The following is a 15,024-nucleotide window of genomic DNA, read 5'->3' as shown; positions in this document are numbered from 1 at the left end:
TATGTATACACAAATAAAATCTAATTGAAAAACCTTTATGGTGGTAGGGTGAAGCATATGAATGATTTAAATCTCAGCCCCATTGTCAAAGAAGAAACCACAAAAGAACGCGTATACAAAGAGATCAAAGGGGCCATTTTGAGCGGTCGCATTTCTCCTGAGGAGATTTTCACAGAGGTGAAATTGGCGAACACGCTCAACACATCGCGTACGCCTGTGCGGGAATCGCTTCAGGATCTTTTGAAAGAAGGGCTGATCGTCGCCATTCCACGCAAGGGGCTTGCTGTCCGCAAAGTCACCTCGATCGAAGTGGAACAGGTTTTTTTGCTGCGCAAGTCGATTGAGAGTGAAGTGATCCAAAAGCTGATCAACCGCATCACGGACGAAGAGCTGCAGGTGCTGGAACAGATTTGCCTTGGACAGGAAGAAGCGATGAACAACCGCGATGAGGTCGCCTTTATTACACTCGATCAGGAATTCCACCTGACGATCACCCGTTTTGCCCATTACGAGCTGATTGAGCAAATCCTGCTCAATTTGCACAATCTTTGCACACTGATTGGCTTGCAAGCGGTGAAAAGGAAAAATCGGATGGTCGAAGTGCTGGCTGAGCACCGCCAAATTATCGGTGCCTTGCGGTCACAGGAGCCAACCGTAGCAGCGGAGGCGATTATCGGGCATCTGGCAAACACGAGAGATTCTCTTCGCGGCCTGGAGGATGCGTAAAGCGGGACGGGTCCTTCAGCTGTCTTGCAGCGACACACCTTTTCTTTTTTTTGAAGTATTTATGTATACATAACACATAATACACCATTCGTCGGCAGTCGATTCATGACAACTGGAGGAGGTGAACAGGCTCAAGAGCAAATCGGCTTCCAAAGCTTGCTTTTTTTCAATGTTGTGCAAACGCTTACGAATCGGGTTGACAAAGCGGAAAGCGATTTGGCGCAAAATCGGACAGATCTAGCAAGGAGATGAAGGGGGAAAAATTTAATGAGTAAGGTCATGCCAGAAACAAATGGAGAGAAGCAAGGGAGCGTGGCGAAACCAGCTTCCCGTGTACGTTGGTGGCTCGCGTTTCTATTTTTCTTGATCGGCCTGATTGCCTATATGGACCGTTCCAATATCTCCATCATTGCCAAGCCGATGATGGAAGACTTGTCGATGGACAAGATTCAGTTTGGACTATTGGCTTCCCTCTTTTCTCTCGGCTATGCGGTAACCCAGATTCCGGCGGGGATCCTCGCCGAACGTATCGGAGCACGCCGCACCGTATTTCTTTCCCTGATCTGGTGGTCTGTGTTTACGGGCTTGACCGCCATGGTAAAATCCCACGGCCTGCTCGCTGCGGTACGCTTTCTCTTCGGTGTCGGAGAGGGCCCCATGTATCCGGGAAACGCCGTCTTCAATACGTACTGGTTTCAAAAGTCTGAAAAAGGACGCGCGGCGAGTGCCTTGCTGGCTGGCTCCTATTTTGGTCCCGTCATTGCTCCTGTCCTTACTGTCGCCATTTTTCAAGCGTGGGGATGGCAATCGGTCTTTTACATTTTTGGAGCGATCGGGGTTGTCGTGGCCTTCGTCTGGTATTGGCTGGGGCGAGACAAACCGGAAGATCATCCGCTCGTCAACAAAGAAGAGCTGGAGTTGATTGTCAGGAACAGAACGGTTACCGAAAAGAAAAAACAGATTGCCCCGTGGGGGAAGTTCTTGAAAAATGGGCGCTTTTGGGCACTTGGCTTACAATACTTCGTCGTCCTTTATATCGTTACGTTCTTCCTTGTCTGGCTGCCTACCTATTTGATGGAGGCGAGACAATTCTCGCTTGAAAAGATGGGATTTGCCGCGAGTTTGCCATGGCTGGCCATCTTTATCACGGTTATGACGGGCGGCACACTTTCGGACTGGCTCGTGAAAAAGGGGAGATCCAAGATGGTCGCACGGGGATTCTTGGCGATCGGGGGACTTGCGGTCTTCGCGGTTACGATGTATTTAGCCGCGTACACGAGCACTCCTTGGCTAAATGTGCTCTGGCTGACATTTGCTCTGGGCTCTCTTGGCTTCCCTGTGGTCACCTCCTGGGCTGTTGCCGTTGATCTAGGGAATGAATATGCCGGCTCCGTATCCGGCTGGATGAATCTTTGGGGAAATATCGGCGCATTCTTGTCACCGCTCCTCTGCGGCTGGCTCGCGGAAACGATCGGCTGGGAAGGGGCGCTGGCAATCAGCATCGTCCCCATTCTTTTCGCGATTGCATTGTGGTTTGGAGTTCGCCCGGATCGATCGTTGACGTAAGCAAAAGAAAGAACGAAGCCCTCTCGTCGGAATGCGCGAGAGGGCTTTTGCTGGTTTTCCGCAATCGCAGACTGGCTTCGCTGTCAAAGAAACCGGCTGTATTTCGCCTGTTTTTTTAATTGATCCAGGTCTTGCTGAGATAGTGGCTTCTTCCCGATTGCGTGATCGAAGAGCTGTTTCATCGAGAAGTTTTTGATCTCCTCTTTGTCCTTTTCGGAGGCTAAGTCGGAGTCAAAAATAGAGGTTTGGGTGAAGCCTTTGAATAAATTTTTCATCGCGGCTCTTTGTTCTTCATTCATCAAACAACACCTCCTGATCCGTTATACGGAGGAAGCAAAGAAGAGTTCCAATTGTTTTGTCGCGGAAGCATTCCTTCACACGATAGGGGGATTTGTTCAGGTGGATTCCGGTTCGGGAACGATGCCACCCCCTATTAAAAACGTTTGGCGACTTCCTTAGCATGTGCAATTGCTTGTGCTTTAATAGCTGGAGCTTGCTTGGCTGATGCTGTTCCTTCAACAAAAATTGCCTCAATAGATTGAATCCCATAGAACTGTAAAACCTTATTCAGATAGCTGTATCCCATCTCTACTGGAGCGAGAGGACCCTCCGAATAGACGGAGCCGCTAGCTTGAATGTGCAAGGCTTTCTTGCCGGACAACAGACCGACAGGGCCATTTTTCGTATATTTGAAAGTCTTACCCGGAACTGAAGTCGCATCCGTGTATGCTTTCAAAACCGGTGGGATCGAGAAATTCCACATGGGAGAAACATACACGTACTTGTCAGCCTCCACGTATTGATCAACAATCGCCTCCAGACGTGCTACTTTTGATTTCTCAGCATCTGTCAGTTGATCGAAAGATGCCCCCGACCGAAGCTTTCCCCAACCACGTAAAACATCAGCATCAAATGGCGGAATATCTTCCTTGTACATATCCAAATGAACAACTTCATCTGTTGGATTTGCCTCACGGTACGCTTCCATAAATTCTTTGCCTACCGTGAGGCTAAAAGATTCCCGAGGATCAAGGGGATGTGCGGTGATGTACAATACGGTTGCCATGGATCAAAACTTCCCTTCTGCAATAATTCGAAATAAACTTTCTAGGATGATCATATCGTATATATTTTATTTGCGAAGTACGCACAAAAATGTGGTATAGTATTAAAAAAGGTACCGTAACGGAGGCCAACGCATGCAAAAGAACCCTGCCCAATGTCAGTTTGTTGTGGCGCTGGATTCGATCGTCGGCAAATGGAAGCCGATTATCCTGTATCACTTGCTTCAAGGCAAACCTTTGCGGTTCAATGAGCTAAGAAGATTGCTGCCCGATATCACGCAAAGGATGCTTACGCTCCATCTGCGCGAATTGGAGGAGGAAGAGATCGTCCAACGAGTCATTTATCCGCAAATCCCGCCGAAAGTGGAATACTCCATCACGGAATACGGCAAGAGCCTGTCTCCGGTTTTGGAAACCTTACATCAATGGGGAGTGGCCCATATCGAGCGAAAGCAGCTCAAAAAGGCGAAAAATGAACAAAAAGAAACGGACTAGCGTTCGACATTTACGCTAGTCCGTTTCATTCTGCACCGAGTCACAAAAGATTACGAGGCATGTCTGGCAACGAGACCTTTCCAGAAAACCTCGACAATCCGCCCCTTGTAAAACAAGGGTTTTTCCTTCCTTCTTTGCATCAATTTCTACCGATTATCCACTTTCTCCGGATACATGTCGTGATTCATCAGACGGTACTCCGCCATCTGCTCGTACTTTGTTCCCGGCTTGCCGTAGTTGCAGTACGGATCGATCGAAATGCCGCCGCGGGGGGTGAATTTGCCCCACACCTCGATGTATTTCGGGTCCATCAGCTTGATCAGGTCGTTCATGATCACGTTCACGCAGTCTTCGTGGAAGTCGCCGTGATTGCGGAAGGAGAACAGGTACAGCTTGAGCGATTTGCTCTCGACCATCTTGATGTCGGGAATGTAGCTGATGTAGATCGTCGCGAAGTCCGGCTGTCCCGTGATCGGGCACAGGCTGGTGAATTCCGGGCAGTTGAACTTGACGAAGTAATCGCGGTACGGATGCTTGTTGTCAAAGGACTCCAGCACGCCGGGATCGTATGTGGCCGGGTAGGTCGTGCCCTGGTTGCCCAGGAGCGTCAGGGAAGAAAGATCGCGTTCGTGGTGGTTTGCCATAGAAAAAACTCCTCGTTTCTGTTTTCGTTTGCAAGTTTGCCAGTTTGTCAGAGGTGCGTGGTGGCACGTCTTGTCGCTGCTCTCTCACACGCCGCGCTTGTTCCCCCAGACGAGGGCGTGCAGCTGCGGCAGGACTTTCACGTCATTCATGTCCGAAGCGGCCATTGCCTGATCGATCAGCCATTCGAACGTCTCCAGCAGTTTTTCCCGCAGCTCCTGCGTATCAGCCTCTGCGATGTCGGCATTGCCCGGCTGGAGGTAAAAAGGGATGCCCGGATAGCGGCGATGTATGCCGCGAGCATATTCGAAATCGGTCTGGTCGAAGACGACGACCTTCAGGCTGACGCCGGAGTGTCCGGACTCAAGCAGATTCCCGACGATCCGGTCCAGCGCTGCGTAGTCGGTCTGCATGCCGGAGCTGGGCGGCTTGGGAGAAAGCGTGATGTCGTCGATGCCGGCCAGCCAGTCCTGCCATTTGCTGCCCTGCGTCTCTACGGCGGAGCGGATGCCACGCTCTTTCAGCAGCTGTACGAGCTCCCCGATGCTCTCCAGCAGAGCGGGATTGCCTCCCGAGATCGTCACGTGCGAGAAGCGGTCTTTCCCAAGAAGGCTCAGCTCTTCCCAGATTTCCTCCGCGGTCATTTGCCTGATTTCATCCTTGGCGGAGCCGTCCCAGGTAAAGGCGGAGTCGCACCAGCTGCAGCGGTAGTCGCAGCCGGCGGTACGCACGAACATCGTCTTTTGTCCGATGACCATGCCCTCGCCCTGGATTGTCGGTCCGAAGATTTCCAATACGGGGATTCGGCTCATTCGTACATCCACTCCCGTCTCGCTTCGGCGTAGCTGGTCGGCGTCTCGAACAGCCGGACGAACTCCACGCGCGCGCCGTTGTATCGGTTGCGGTACGCCTCCGACTGCAGCTGCTTTTCCATCTGCTCAAACACCCAGACGACCATGTTTTCGGCCGTGGTGTTCATCGGAGGGAGCATTTCGTTCAGATAGCGGTGATCCAGATAGATTTCGATGTGCTCTTTCCAGATCTGCTTGATGTCGCCAAAGTCGATGACCAGGCCGATCTCGTCGGGGTGGCCGCTGATCCCGAACACGACCTTGTACGTATGGCCGTGTAGGTTTTTGCATTTGCCCTCGTAGGCGTGCAAATGGTGGGCGGCGTCAAACGTGAATTCCTTGCTGACGAGCACGCGCTTGTTGTGATAGCGAAGCTCGGATTTTTGGATGTGAGTCCCGAGCTGCTGCATGCGGTCGACGATGCGGAAGTCGAAGTTAGCGCTCATCGGGCATGCTCTCCTTGCATGTCTTTCTCGGAAAGGTAGGCGGTAAGTCCGGCTTTTCGCAGCAGGCAGGCCGGGCATTCGCCGCAGCCGTCCCCTTTGATGCCGTTGTAGCAGGTGAGGGTCTTCTCGCGGATATAAGCGAAGGCACCCAGCTCGTCCGCCAGCTTCCACGTTTCCGCCTTGTTAAGCCACATGAGCGGGGTGTGAATCACAAACGGATAGTCCATCGCCAGATTCAGCGTCACGTTCAGCGATTTGATGAACGAATCGCGGCAGTCGGGATAGCCGCTAAAGTCCGTTTCGCACACGCCTGTGACCAGATGGCGCGCCCCGCGCCGTTTGGCGAATATGCCGGCAAACGACAGGAACAGCAGGTTGCGTCCGTCGACAAACGTGGAAGGAAGCTGGCCTTCCTCATGGGTGATGTCAATGTCTGTGCGGGTGAGGGCATTGGGCGCCAGTTGATTCAAGAGGCTCATGTCCAATACCGTGTTTGCCACGCCGAGCTCCCGGGCGATTTCCTGTGCACATTCGATCTCCAGCTTGTGCCGTTGCCCGTAGTCAAACGTGATTGTTTCCACTTCGCCGAATTGCTGTTTCGCCCAGAACAGGCAGGTGGTGCTGTCCTGTCCACCGCTGAAAACAACGACGGCTTTTTCCTTTTTCATCGCTCTCCATCTCCTTTGAAATTGTAGGGGAAGAAAGAGAGTTCTTGAACTTTGCTCTGAAAAAAACAAAACAATACCGAAGGAAAGGTACTGCCTGTCACCTTAGTTTTTTATAGAGGGAGTTCGCGAACCTCTCCCATGCGGCTGCATGGATTTCGTATTCGGTTGGGCACATGCTGCTTGCGCCCTCAGACATTATACAACAAATCGGCTTGGCGTGGGCTGTCGGTATCTGGTTCCCGTACGAAAAGGTCCCTCGCCGACTCACGGCCGATTGACGGACGCCGGGCTCCCTGCTAGTATGGCGTTGCGTAGAGGTACCGATCATGCGGCGGAGATGATGAGAATGAACTGCAAGACATTGGTGGAAGAGTATCGCGGCGGTGTGCTGGAAAATGTCCATATGGGCATCGTGTGCGGGGTAAACGAGAGGGGCGAGGTCATCTATTCGTCGCCTGCCTGGCGAGCGGGATAGCGAAGCGGCGGCTCTTTCACAACTGCGCGGGCAAGCATCTCGGCTATCTCACCTTGTCCAAGGTGCGTGGCCTCTCTACCATCGATTACTTCGAGCCGGAGCATCCTTTGCAGCAAGAGGCGCTGGCGGCATTCGCCGATCTGGCCGACTACCCCGAGGAGCATATTCGGCTCGGGACAGACGGCTGCGGCTTTCCCGTCTTCGCGCTGCCGCTCAGACATTTGGCCATCGCGTACCTGAAGCTGGCGTGCCCGGATTTGATCGCGGATCTCGAGACGCGGGAGGCCGTCGTCAAACTGACGGGCTGGATGAGCGAAAACCCAGACATCGTGGCCAGCCGCCACTTCACCTGTACCGCTTTGCTGGAAGACCCGAACATCATCGCCAAAGGGGGAGCGATGGGGGTGTACGGCTTCGCTCTCAAAAAGGAAAGACTCGGCTTCTCGCTCAAGGTGATCGACGGCTCCGAGCAGGTGTGGCCTCTCGTCATCGCATCCATTCTGCAGCAGATCGGTTACGATCATGAGGAGACCATCCAGCGGCTGCAAGCACTGGTGCCGACAGAAATCAAAAACGACAACCAGCGGGTCGTGGGCGAGAGAAGAGCAGTGTTCGCCCTGGAAAGAAGATAGGCGCAAACCGTCTCATCATGGAATAGAACGGAGGAATAGTCATGATCGTAGAGGTAATCGCGACCTCGGTAGAAGATGCCAAACGGGCAGAGCAAGGGGGAGCCGATCGGCTGGAGCTGATCACCGGGATCTTGGAAGGGGGACTGACTCCGAGCTGGGGCTTGGCGGAAGCGGTCGTCAAAGCCGTTTCGATTCCCGTCAATGTCATGATTCGCCCGCATAGCCAATCGTTTTGCTACAATCAGGACGACTTGCGCGTAATGCGAGAGGATGTGCGGGTGATTCGCGAGATCGGGGCTGCCGGGATCGTCATCGGCATGCTCACGGAAGAGGGGACGATCGACCAGAGGGGACTGGAAATGCTGCTATCCGAAGCGGACGGGCTGGATGTCACCTTCCATCGGGCATTCGACGAAGCTGCCGATCATTTCGCAGCGCTTCAAGTTCTTCTGGGCTACCCGCAGGTGCGCCACCTGCTGACCTCGGGGGGACAAAAAAACGCGCTCGACGGGGCCGAGCGCATCGCCAGCCTGGTAGAGCGGACGAAGCACACGCAGCTGTCCATTCTGGCAGGCAGCGGCCTTACGCTGGACAACGTCGGCGGGCTGATCGCAAAGACAGGCGTGAAAGAAGTGCATGTCGGCACGGGAGTCCGCACAGGGGGACAAGCCCTTCAGTACGTAGATGTGGAAAAAGTACGGGAGTTGAAACAAAGGTTCCAACTGTAGATCTTGCGGGGTGTCATCCAAACGGGCCGGTCAGAAAAGTAGACCGGCTTGGTGTATGGAGTGAGCGATTCCCGTTAGTTCCATCCATGCTTCCGAGCATCCATTTTATTGCTCAGTGATGTACTTTACCACCTTAGCCGGATTGCCCGCGACAATCGTATGGGCTGGCACATCTTTCGTCACTACCGAACCGGCAGCTACAATCGAATTGTCCCCGATCGAAACGCCCGGCAAAATGACGGAATGGCCTCCAATCCACACATTCTTTCCGATCGTAACGGGTATGGCGTAGCCCGTTTTGTTTCGGTTCATAGGCTCAATCGAATGACCGGCCGTGTAGATCCCTACATTCGGTGCGATCATGCAGTCGTCGCCGATGCGTACTTCTGCCATATCCAATATGGTGCAGTTATAGCCAGCATAGAAGTTGCGGCCAACATGAATGTTGTAGCCCAAATCGCAATGGAAATTGTGCTCGATGCACACCCCTTCACCGACGCTGCCAAACAGCTCTTTCACCAATCGGTCTTTCTTTTCTGTATCCGCGGGATCCGACAGATTGAAGTCCATCACCAGCTTTTGAGCACGCAGGCTTTTCTCCCGAAGTTCATCCGTCCCTCGTTCGTAGAAGATCTTTTCTTTCTTTTTTTCGCTCATAGGTATCCCTCCTCAGCCATAGATTTACCTTTCGCAGTTTTATCTTATACGATGATACATGGCTGCGGTAAGGACTGTATGGCTGGGGAGTCCGTGGTTATACCGGATCGGCGCCAAACGGATGATCGATGATATATTTCCAACTGCCATCCGCCTGCCTTCGAACCACCTCCGAGGTATGTCCTTCCACTGTTGCGGGGTTTCCGTTCGCATCCACTGTCTCCAAAATATAGTGGGCCCGCAGGAGAGCGAGATCTTCGAATGGGATGCAATACATATTTTTCGAGACCAAGGTTCCCTCTTGTTTTAAAAAATCATGCAGCGTGGCTCGGAAGGCAGTTGTACCTTGTTCAAAGTCTCCACGCGGGTTGACGAGGATGCTTTCGGGTTCGTATAATGCCAACACTCGTTTCAAGTCTCTAGAATTGTAAGCATCCGCGAATGCGGCATTCATGTCCTGGGGGTGCATCACGGGACTTTTCAGTTGACTCATGGTATCTCCTCCCTTTGTATGATAAGGATATTCTTATCGTAGCGGTCGATTTGAACCAAGGGAAGTACGCACAATTAGCTGACTATGTCAGGAAAAGCTGACCATGGAGGGAATGGCAATGCCTTACCAGGATCAAACATACGGTTGTCCAGTAGAAGTAGGATTGCATATGGTAAGTGGGAAATGGAAGCCAAGAATCATGTACGTATTGCACGGAGGAACGAAGCGGTTCGGGGAGCTCCAACGCAGCATTCCCGAAGTATCCAGACACGTGCTGACGATGCAGCTTCGCGAGCTGGAGGGGGATGGGATCGTTCGAAGGATTGCCCACCCATCGGTGCCCCCGAAGGTGGAATATTCCCTGACGGATTTGGGGCGCAGCCTGGGAGCTTTGCTGGAGCCGTTTGCCGCGATTGGGGATCAGTATATTCAGTCGAGAAAAATAGCGGAAGAAAATGACGGCGATTGATTACATCGACATCGACGATCCAGAAAAAACAACGAGCAGATACACTCGTTGTTTTTTTGACGGGTACACCGATACGCTGCGGTCAGGATATGGACAGCGGCCTAGGTGTTCCCTGGCTTCCGGAGATTCCGACAATCTGTTGTTTTTGGAAAATTTGATTTTGTTTGACGGATGTTCATTTCAAATGGTAGGATGAAACTGAAAGAAAACGAAAGAAATCGAATGTAATCGAAACGTGAAAGTAACTACAGCAGACCGACAGACACTCATCCCAGGGAGGATTTCATTCATGTTGGCCACAGAGAGACACGGCAGGATCCTGGAGCATGTGCAGAAGAAAAAAACCGTAACAGTCGCCGAGCTGAGCAGGCTGCTTGACGTATCCGAGGTGACGGTTCGCAAGGACTTGATCAAGCTGGAGCAGGAAGGGCTGTTGTCACGCGTGCACGGAGGAGCGTCGGTTGCCCACTTCCTGCCGTTGGAGCGCAGCTTCACAGAAAAGCAGGGGGAGCGCGTAGAAGAGAAAGCGCGCATCGCGAGACAGGCTCTCGCCCATATCCAGCCGGGCGATACTCTGATCCTCGGGGCAGGGACGACGACGATGGAGCTCGCCAAGCTGCTCGGCCAGATCCCCGACCTCACCATCGTGACCAATGCGGTCAATATCGCGATGGAGCTGAACAGCCACGGAGCGCACCACGTCATTCTGATCGGAGGGGAGATGCGGGCAAAGTCTTTCGCGCTCGTAGGTCCGGTAGCGGAGGACAATCTGAAAAAGCTGTCCGTGTCCAAGTGCTTCATTGGCGCGGACGGGATACATGAGCATGACGGCTTATCCACGCTTTCCCTGGCCGAGGGCAAAGCAAACCGCATCATGATGGAACGCTCGCGCAAGGTGTACGTGCTCGCCGATCATACCAAATTTGGCGAGACGCATTTCAGCAGCTTCGCCGATTTGTCGGATGTGGACCGGATCGTTACGGACCGGCTGGATGAGCAGACGCTTGCCACGTTTCGCGAGCTGGGCGTGAAGATCGAACTGGCGGAGGGCCAGGAGGACAAGGAGTGATCCGGACATGTCATTGGTATCATCGACGGAAATGCTGAGAAAGGCGCGAAAGGAAGGGTACTGCGTAGGCGCGTTCAACGTGCATACGCTGGAAATGCTGCAGGCGGTGGTGGAAGCGGCGGAGGAAGCGCAGGCTCCCCTCATCCTCCAGACAACAGTCGGCACGGTAGGACACCTCGGGCCGGAATACATCGCAGCAATCGCGCGGGTCGCGGCCGGATCGGTTCGTGTCCCCATCGCCCTGCATCTGGATCACTGCCACGACTACGCGCTGATCGAGCGATGCATAGCGGCAGGCTACACGTCGGTCATGATCGACGCTTCCATGCGCCCTTTCGAGGAAAACGTGGAGCAGACCAAGCGGGTTGTCGAGCTCGCCCACCGTGCAGGTGTCAATGTGGAGGCCGAGCTGGGGAAGGTAGGGGGTGTCGAGGAGGAGCTGGCGGTAGACGAAGCGGACGCCGTGCTGGCCGATCCGGCGGAGTGCGAACGGTTTGCCGCGTTGACGGGAGTGGATACGCTGGCCCCCGCCATCGGGACGGCGCACGGCATGTACAAGGGCAAACCGAAAATCGCCTTCTCCCGGCTGGAGGAGATCGCGTCGAGGGTCGGGGTTCCGCTCGTGCTGCACGGCGGCTCCGGCATACCGGAAGAGCAGGTAAAGCGAGCCGTTTCGCTCGGCATGGCAAAAATGAATGTTGCGACCGAGCTGCGCATCGCCTTTTCCGGCGCGATCAGGCAGGTGTTCGGGGAAAACCCGGATGAAAACGATCCGCGGACGTACATGAAACGGGCCAAGCAAGCCGTAAAGGCAATTGCCCATGCGAAAATGGCGATGTGCGGCTGCGCAGGCAAGGCGGCTGGCCTTTGACAACCACATGGTGCCTGCCTGACAAGGTGCAGGCAATGAAAGGACGTTGGGACATGCGAGTCAATCTGGATGATGTGTCGGCAATGGAAGAATTGGATACGATCAAGGCGCTGCGCGATACGGACGAATACGGCAAACAGTTTTCAGAAGGATGGGAATTGTCCGCCACTTTTGATGTCTCCTCCATCGAGGCTCCCATCGAGGGCATCGTGGTGCTCGGGACCGGTGGCGGTTCGGCCGCGAGCGTCAACCTGCTCAAATCGTACTTGTTTGATGAGCTCAAGGTACCTCTCGTGCTCAACCAAGGCTACTCGATCCCTGCCTTTGTCGGGGACCGGACACTCGTCATCGTGGTCAGCCATTCGGGCAATACGGAAGAGGTGGTCAGCAGCTACGAGCAGGCGATCGCAGCACGGGCCAAGATCGCCGTCATCACAGCGGGGGGAAAAGTCCTGGAGATGGCCAGGCAAAACGGCCACCCCCATCTGCTCGTTCCAGGCGGGATGATGCCGCGCATTGCGCTAGGATATATTTTCCTGCCGATGCTCGCTCTTCTCGGCAAGCTGGGCTTGGCGGGAGACAAAGCGGAGGAGGTCGCGGAGACGATCGCGTTGTTTGCGGCCCTTCACCAGCAGTACGGATTGCAGACACCGCTTGCGGCCAATCCCGCCAAGCAAATCGCACGGGAAATGGACGGACTGACACCGGTCATCTACGGCACCTTGCCCTTTTTCGATGCACCCGCATGGCGGTGGAAAAACCAGTTGGGGGAAAACGGCAAGGTGATGGCGTTCTGGAACGCCATTCCCAGTCTGCACCACGATGAGGCAGTGGGCTGGGACGCACCGAGCGCCATGCTCAGAGGCTACCATTTCACGCTCATTCGCGACGCAGAGGACAGCGATAAGATGTGCAAGCGGGTGGAGATCAGCGCGGACATCCTGCGCGAGCGGGCCGGCGCCGTGCGGATCGTCCACTCCCAGGGAACGTCCCGGTTGGCCCGGCTCTTTTCCATCGTCTACCTCGCCGACTACGTTTCTTTGTATACGGCATTGATCCGGGGAGTCGATCCCACGCCTGTAGAGGTCATCAATCTGTTCAAGAGCAAGCTGGGACAGCCGCTTGTCCAGGTGCAGGTGCGCTAGGATGCTGGTGACAGTGACCTTGAATGCGGCGATCGACAAGACGTACCGGCTGTCGCGCTTTCTCCCTGGCCAGCTGCATCGCACGAAGGAGCAGCTCAGCCTGCCGGGGGGAAAGGGAATCAACGTGGCGCGGGTAGCCAAGTCGCTGGGGGCCGACGTGATTGCGACCGGGATTGTGGCGGGGCACAATGGGCGGTTCATCGCAGAAGGGTGCGCGCAGGCCGGAATCGCCCCGGCCTTCGTGGAAGCCGAAGGGGAATCGCGCTGCTGCCTCACCCTGCTGGATGACGAGACGAAAGCGGTGACGGAGGTGCTGGAGCAGGGCCCTACTGTCTCTGCAGCAGCCTTCGAGCAATTGTTTGACAAAGTGCGGCTGCTCGCCAGCCAAGCTGCTTTTGTCGCCTTTTCCGGCAGCTTGCCTGCCGGAGTCCCGGACGATGCGTATGCGACCTTGATCGATCAGGTCCGAAAGGCGGGGGCCCTACCTGTCCTGGATGCGAGCGGAAAGGCGCTTGCCTGTGGCCTAAGCGGCCGCCCCTATCTCGTAAAGCCCAATCGCGATGAGGCGGAAGCGCTGCTCGGCTATCCGCTGGAGAGCGAAGCTGCCGTGGACCAGGCGCTGCGGGAGATTCACGGGTTAGGAGCAGGGCATGTCTTGCTGTCGCTCGGCGAAGAGGGCGCGTGGTTCTCTACGGGAGCGGAGCGATGGCGTGTTCCGGCCTTTGTGCTGGAGGAAGTGGCCAACCCGGTCGGGTGCGGCGATGCGCTCCTGGCGGGGGTGCTTGCCGGCAGGCTCAAAGGTCTGGATTGGAAGGCTGCCGTCCGGCTCGGGATGGCGAGCGCCGGAGCAAACGCCCTCTCGATAGGGGCGGGAATGATCGACCCGGTTGTCGTGGAGCGGCTTCTGCACCAGGAGAGGTGAAGAGCGGCTTTCTCGCACCCATGGATAGATAGCTGTGGATGAAGCTGGAACAAGAGGAGGCTGGAGCATGCGGCATGTAATCGGCCTGGATGTAGGCGGGACGACGATGAAAGGAGCGGTGCTGGACGAGACGGGGCGCATTCTCGCTCGGGGCAGCAGGGAGACCCGGCTGCAAAACAATCTGCCGCTGTTGATCGAGAGGATGGCCGCGCTGATCGAGGAGCTGCAGCAGCGTGCGGCTGTCCCGGTGGAGGCTGTTGGCGTCGGATTTCCCGGACCGTTCGATGGTCCGAGAGGTTACTCCATCCACTCGCCCAATTTGAGCCTGCACGGGGTAGATGTGCGCTCTCCGCTGGAAAGGGCGGTGGGGCTGCCCCTTGCCTTCGAGAATGACCTGCGGACGGCGACGCTCGGGGAAGCCGTGTTTGGCGCCGGAAAAGGCGTCCGCCATATGGCGTTTGTTCCCATCGGGACGGGGATCGGACTCGGCAATGTGATCGACGGTCAGCTCATGCGCGGAGCGTTCGGGATTTCGGGAGAGCTGGGACACATATCCGTACCGGGAAATGAAGCCGTTTGCAATTGCGGAAAAGTCGGCTGCGTGGAGACGGTGGCGTCCGCTGAGGGGATCGTTCGCTTGGCGAAGGTGCGTTTGCAGAGGGCATTTGCAGAGATTCCCGAAGAAGCTCAAATGCTGCCTCTTGTGCAGATGACGGGCGGCGAGCTGGAGAAGCTGACGGCCTACGACGTAGCTGCGGCCGTCCTCAAAGGCGACCCGGTGGCAGCCGAGGCATGGAGAGAAGTGTGCGAAGTCACCGGTTGGGCGATCTCGCTGGTCATCAATCTCTTCAACCCCGAGCTCGTCGTGATTGGCGGTGGCGTATCCGAGGCGGGAGAGCTGCTGTTGGATCCTGTGAGGAAAAGCGCCTGGCAGCATGTCATGAAAGCGGGCCACGAGAAGACGAGAATTGTTCGGGCTTCTCTGGGCCCAGATGCGGGCATGCTCGGCGCAGGGGCACTCGCCCTGGGCGCAGACATCTGGAAAGGAAGCGGTGCGGCTTCTATGGCCGAATGGGATCGCGGGAGATGAGGCCGCTAAAAAAGA

The 15,024-nt window shown here is 55.3% G+C and carries 20 protein-coding genes and 1 riboswitch; of the genes, 12 read left to right on the top strand and 8 right to left on the bottom strand.

Annotation, left to right across the window (positions count from 1 at the left end):
* Positions 1-57: 57 nt before the first annotated feature.
* Together RGB73_RS23570 and RGB73_RS23565 are read left to right on the top strand one after the other, a co-directional pair.
* The gene (locus RGB73_RS23570) at positions 58-726 is read left to right on the top strand and encodes a GntR family transcriptional regulator (protein WP_310765188.1); all 669 of its coding nucleotides are present in this window, start codon (positions 58-60) and stop codon (positions 724-726) included.
* Between the two features lie 312 nt (positions 727-1,038).
* Positions 1,039-2,292 carry an MFS transporter gene (locus RGB73_RS23565; protein ID WP_310774497.1) on the top strand — a complete coding sequence of 418 codons (1,254 nt, stop codon included), beginning with the start codon at positions 1,039-1,041 and terminating at the stop codon, positions 2,290-2,292.
* An 83-nt stretch (positions 2,293-2,375) separates the two neighbouring features.
* On the opposite strand, the gene RGB73_RS23560 is transcribed toward RGB73_RS23565, so the two are convergent.
* Both RGB73_RS23560 and RGB73_RS23555 read right to left on the bottom strand, forming a co-directional pair.
* Positions 2,376-2,591, bottom strand: a complete 216-nt coding sequence (locus tag RGB73_RS23560; protein WP_310765187.1) for a hypothetical protein — start codon at positions 2,589-2,591, stop codon at positions 2,376-2,378.
* A 134-nt stretch (positions 2,592-2,725) separates the two neighbouring features.
* Positions 2,726-3,358 carry an NAD(P)H-dependent oxidoreductase gene (locus tag RGB73_RS23555; protein WP_310765186.1) on the bottom strand — a complete coding sequence of 211 codons (633 nt, stop codon included), beginning with the start codon at positions 3,356-3,358 and terminating at the stop codon, positions 2,726-2,728.
* A 133-nt stretch (positions 3,359-3,491) separates the two neighbouring features.
* Here RGB73_RS23555 and RGB73_RS23550 point away from each other — a divergent pair, with 133 nt between their 5' ends.
* Positions 3,492-3,851, top strand: a complete 360-nt coding sequence (locus RGB73_RS23550) for a winged helix-turn-helix transcriptional regulator (RefSeq protein WP_310765185.1) — start codon at positions 3,492-3,494, stop codon at positions 3,849-3,851.
* Positions 3,852-3,997: 146 nt separating this feature from the next.
* Here the strand turns inward: RGB73_RS23550 and queF are convergent, their stop codons facing one another.
* The 4 genes from queF to queC form a co-directional block, all read right to left on the bottom strand.
* Positions 3,998-4,495, bottom strand: coding sequence for a preQ(1) synthase (gene queF, locus RGB73_RS23545; protein WP_310765184.1), 498 nt, complete (start codon positions 4,493-4,495; stop codon positions 3,998-4,000).
* Between the two features lie 84 nt (positions 4,496-4,579).
* The gene (queE, locus tag RGB73_RS23540; RefSeq protein WP_310765183.1) at positions 4,580-5,305 is read right to left on the bottom strand and encodes a 7-carboxy-7-deazaguanine synthase QueE; all 726 of its coding nucleotides are present in this window, start codon (positions 5,303-5,305) and stop codon (positions 4,580-4,582) included.
* Positions 5,302-5,790 (bottom strand): 6-carboxytetrahydropterin synthase QueD, encoded by a 489-nt coding sequence (gene queD, locus RGB73_RS23535; RefSeq protein ID WP_310765182.1) that lies wholly within the window; start codon positions 5,788-5,790, stop codon positions 5,302-5,304. The genes queE and queD overlap by 4 nt, the downstream gene beginning before the upstream one ends.
* The gene (gene queC, locus RGB73_RS23530; protein WP_310765181.1) at positions 5,787-6,458 is read right to left on the bottom strand and encodes a 7-cyano-7-deazaguanine synthase QueC; all 672 of its coding nucleotides are present in this window, start codon (positions 6,456-6,458) and stop codon (positions 5,787-5,789) included. Before queC ends, queD begins: the two co-directional genes overlap by 4 nt.
* A gap of 96 nt (positions 6,459-6,554) precedes the next feature.
* Positions 6,555-6,598, bottom strand: a riboswitch (PreQ1 riboswitch).
* A 206-nt stretch (positions 6,599-6,804) separates the two neighbouring features.
* Here queC and RGB73_RS30750 point away from each other — a divergent pair.
* From RGB73_RS30750 to RGB73_RS23520, 3 genes are read left to right on the top strand one after another with little or no spacing between them, the layout of a single operon-like run.
* Positions 6,805-6,933 (top strand): hypothetical protein, encoded by a 129-nt coding sequence (locus tag RGB73_RS30750; RefSeq protein WP_463675646.1) that lies wholly within the window; start codon positions 6,805-6,807, stop codon positions 6,931-6,933.
* Positions 6,873-7,565 (top strand): asparaginase, encoded by a 693-nt coding sequence (locus RGB73_RS23525; protein ID WP_463675645.1) that lies wholly within the window; start codon positions 6,873-6,875, stop codon positions 7,563-7,565. The genes RGB73_RS30750 and RGB73_RS23525 overlap by 61 nt, the downstream gene beginning before the upstream one ends.
* 41 nt (positions 7,566-7,606) lie before the next feature.
* Positions 7,607-8,293 (top strand): copper homeostasis protein CutC, encoded by a 687-nt coding sequence (locus tag RGB73_RS23520; protein ID WP_310765180.1) that lies wholly within the window; start codon positions 7,607-7,609, stop codon positions 8,291-8,293.
* Between the two features lie 105 nt (positions 8,294-8,398).
* Here the strand turns inward: RGB73_RS23520 and RGB73_RS23515 are convergent, their stop codons facing one another.
* Together RGB73_RS23515 and RGB73_RS23510 are read right to left on the bottom strand one after the other, a co-directional pair.
* A complete protein-coding gene (locus tag RGB73_RS23515; protein WP_310765179.1) occupies positions 8,399-8,950 on the bottom strand; it encodes a sugar O-acetyltransferase in 552 nt (183 codons plus the stop codon).
* A gap of 97 nt (positions 8,951-9,047) precedes the next feature.
* The gene (locus RGB73_RS23510) at positions 9,048-9,443 is read right to left on the bottom strand and encodes a YybH family protein (protein WP_310765178.1); all 396 of its coding nucleotides are present in this window, start codon (positions 9,441-9,443) and stop codon (positions 9,048-9,050) included.
* Positions 9,444-9,642: 199 nt separating this feature from the next.
* On the opposite strand from RGB73_RS23510, the gene RGB73_RS23505 reads away from it, so the two are divergent.
* From RGB73_RS23505 to RGB73_RS23480, 6 genes are all read left to right on the top strand, one after another.
* Positions 9,643-9,912, top strand: a complete 270-nt coding sequence (locus tag RGB73_RS23505) for a winged helix-turn-helix transcriptional regulator (protein WP_310765177.1) — start codon at positions 9,643-9,645, stop codon at positions 9,910-9,912.
* A 289-nt stretch (positions 9,913-10,201) separates the two neighbouring features.
* Positions 10,202-10,981, top strand: coding sequence for a DeoR/GlpR family DNA-binding transcription regulator (locus RGB73_RS23500; RefSeq protein ID WP_310765176.1), 780 nt, complete (start codon positions 10,202-10,204; stop codon positions 10,979-10,981).
* 7 nt (positions 10,982-10,988) lie between these two features.
* Positions 10,989-11,852 (top strand): class II fructose-1,6-bisphosphate aldolase, encoded by an 864-nt coding sequence (gene fba, locus RGB73_RS23495; protein ID WP_310765175.1) that lies wholly within the window; start codon positions 10,989-10,991, stop codon positions 11,850-11,852.
* Positions 11,849-12,997, top strand: coding sequence for a bifunctional phosphoglucose/phosphomannose isomerase (locus RGB73_RS23490; protein WP_310765174.1), 1,149 nt, complete (start codon positions 11,849-11,851; stop codon positions 12,995-12,997). The genes fba and RGB73_RS23490 overlap by 4 nt, the downstream gene beginning before the upstream one ends.
* 1 nt (position 12,998) lies before the next feature.
* A complete protein-coding gene (locus RGB73_RS23485) occupies positions 12,999-13,919 on the top strand; it encodes a 1-phosphofructokinase family hexose kinase (RefSeq protein WP_310765173.1) in 921 nt (306 codons plus the stop codon).
* 67 nt (positions 13,920-13,986) lie between these two features.
* The gene (locus RGB73_RS23480) at positions 13,987-15,009 is read left to right on the top strand and encodes an ROK family protein (RefSeq protein ID WP_310765172.1); all 1,023 of its coding nucleotides are present in this window, start codon (positions 13,987-13,989) and stop codon (positions 15,007-15,009) included.
* Positions 15,010-15,024: the final 15 nt, after the last annotated feature.

Source organism: Brevibacillus brevis (assembly GCF_031583145.1).
Taxonomy (GTDB): Bacteria; Bacillota; Bacilli; order Brevibacillales; family Brevibacillaceae; genus Brevibacillus; species Brevibacillus brevis_E.
This window is presented reverse-complemented; position numbering and strand designations above follow the sequence as displayed.

Bases quoted from the DNA above. Each gene is read 5' to 3' on its own strand.
- RGB73_RS23570 (WP_310765188.1), top strand. From the start codon at position 58: ATGAATGATTTAAATCTCAGCCCCATTGTCAAAGAAGAAACCACAAAA.
- RGB73_RS23560 (WP_310765187.1), bottom strand. From the start codon at position 2,591: ATGAATGAAGAACAAAGAGCCGCGATGAAAAATTTATTCAAAGGCTTC.
- RGB73_RS23555 (WP_310765186.1), bottom strand. From the start codon at position 3,358: ATGGCAACCGTATTGTACATCACCGCACATCCCCTTGATCCTCGGGAA.
- RGB73_RS23550 (WP_310765185.1), top strand. From the start codon at position 3,492: ATGCAAAAGAACCCTGCCCAATGTCAGTTTGTTGTGGCGCTGGATTCG.
- queF (WP_310765184.1), bottom strand. From the start codon at position 4,495: ATGGCAAACCACCACGAACGCGATCTTTCTTCCCTGACGCTCCTGGGC.
- queE (WP_310765183.1), bottom strand. From the start codon at position 5,305: ATGAGCCGAATCCCCGTATTGGAAATCTTCGGACCGACAATCCAGGGC.
- queD (WP_310765182.1), bottom strand. From the start codon at position 5,790: ATGAGCGCTAACTTCGACTTCCGCATCGTCGACCGCATGCAGCAGCTC.
- queC (WP_310765181.1), bottom strand. From the start codon at position 6,458: ATGAAAAAGGAAAAAGCCGTCGTTGTTTTCAGCGGTGGACAGGACAGC.
- RGB73_RS30750 (WP_463675646.1), top strand. From the start codon at position 6,805: ATGAACTGCAAGACATTGGTGGAAGAGTATCGCGGCGGTGTGCTGGAA.
- RGB73_RS23520 (WP_310765180.1), top strand. From the start codon at position 7,607: ATGATCGTAGAGGTAATCGCGACCTCGGTAGAAGATGCCAAACGGGCA.
- RGB73_RS23515 (WP_310765179.1), bottom strand. From the start codon at position 8,950: ATGAGCGAAAAAAAGAAAGAAAAGATCTTCTACGAACGAGGGACGGAT.
- RGB73_RS23510 (WP_310765178.1), bottom strand. From the start codon at position 9,443: ATGAGTCAACTGAAAAGTCCCGTGATGCACCCCCAGGACATGAATGCC.
- RGB73_RS23505 (WP_310765177.1), top strand. From the start codon at position 9,643: ATGTACGTATTGCACGGAGGAACGAAGCGGTTCGGGGAGCTCCAACGC.
- RGB73_RS23500 (WP_310765176.1), top strand. From the start codon at position 10,202: ATGTTGGCCACAGAGAGACACGGCAGGATCCTGGAGCATGTGCAGAAG.
- fba (WP_310765175.1), top strand. From the start codon at position 10,989: ATGTCATTGGTATCATCGACGGAAATGCTGAGAAAGGCGCGAAAGGAA.
- RGB73_RS23485 (WP_310765173.1), top strand. From the start codon at position 12,999: ATGCTGGTGACAGTGACCTTGAATGCGGCGATCGACAAGACGTACCGG.
- RGB73_RS23480 (WP_310765172.1), top strand. From the start codon at position 13,987: ATGCGGCATGTAATCGGCCTGGATGTAGGCGGGACGACGATGAAAGGA.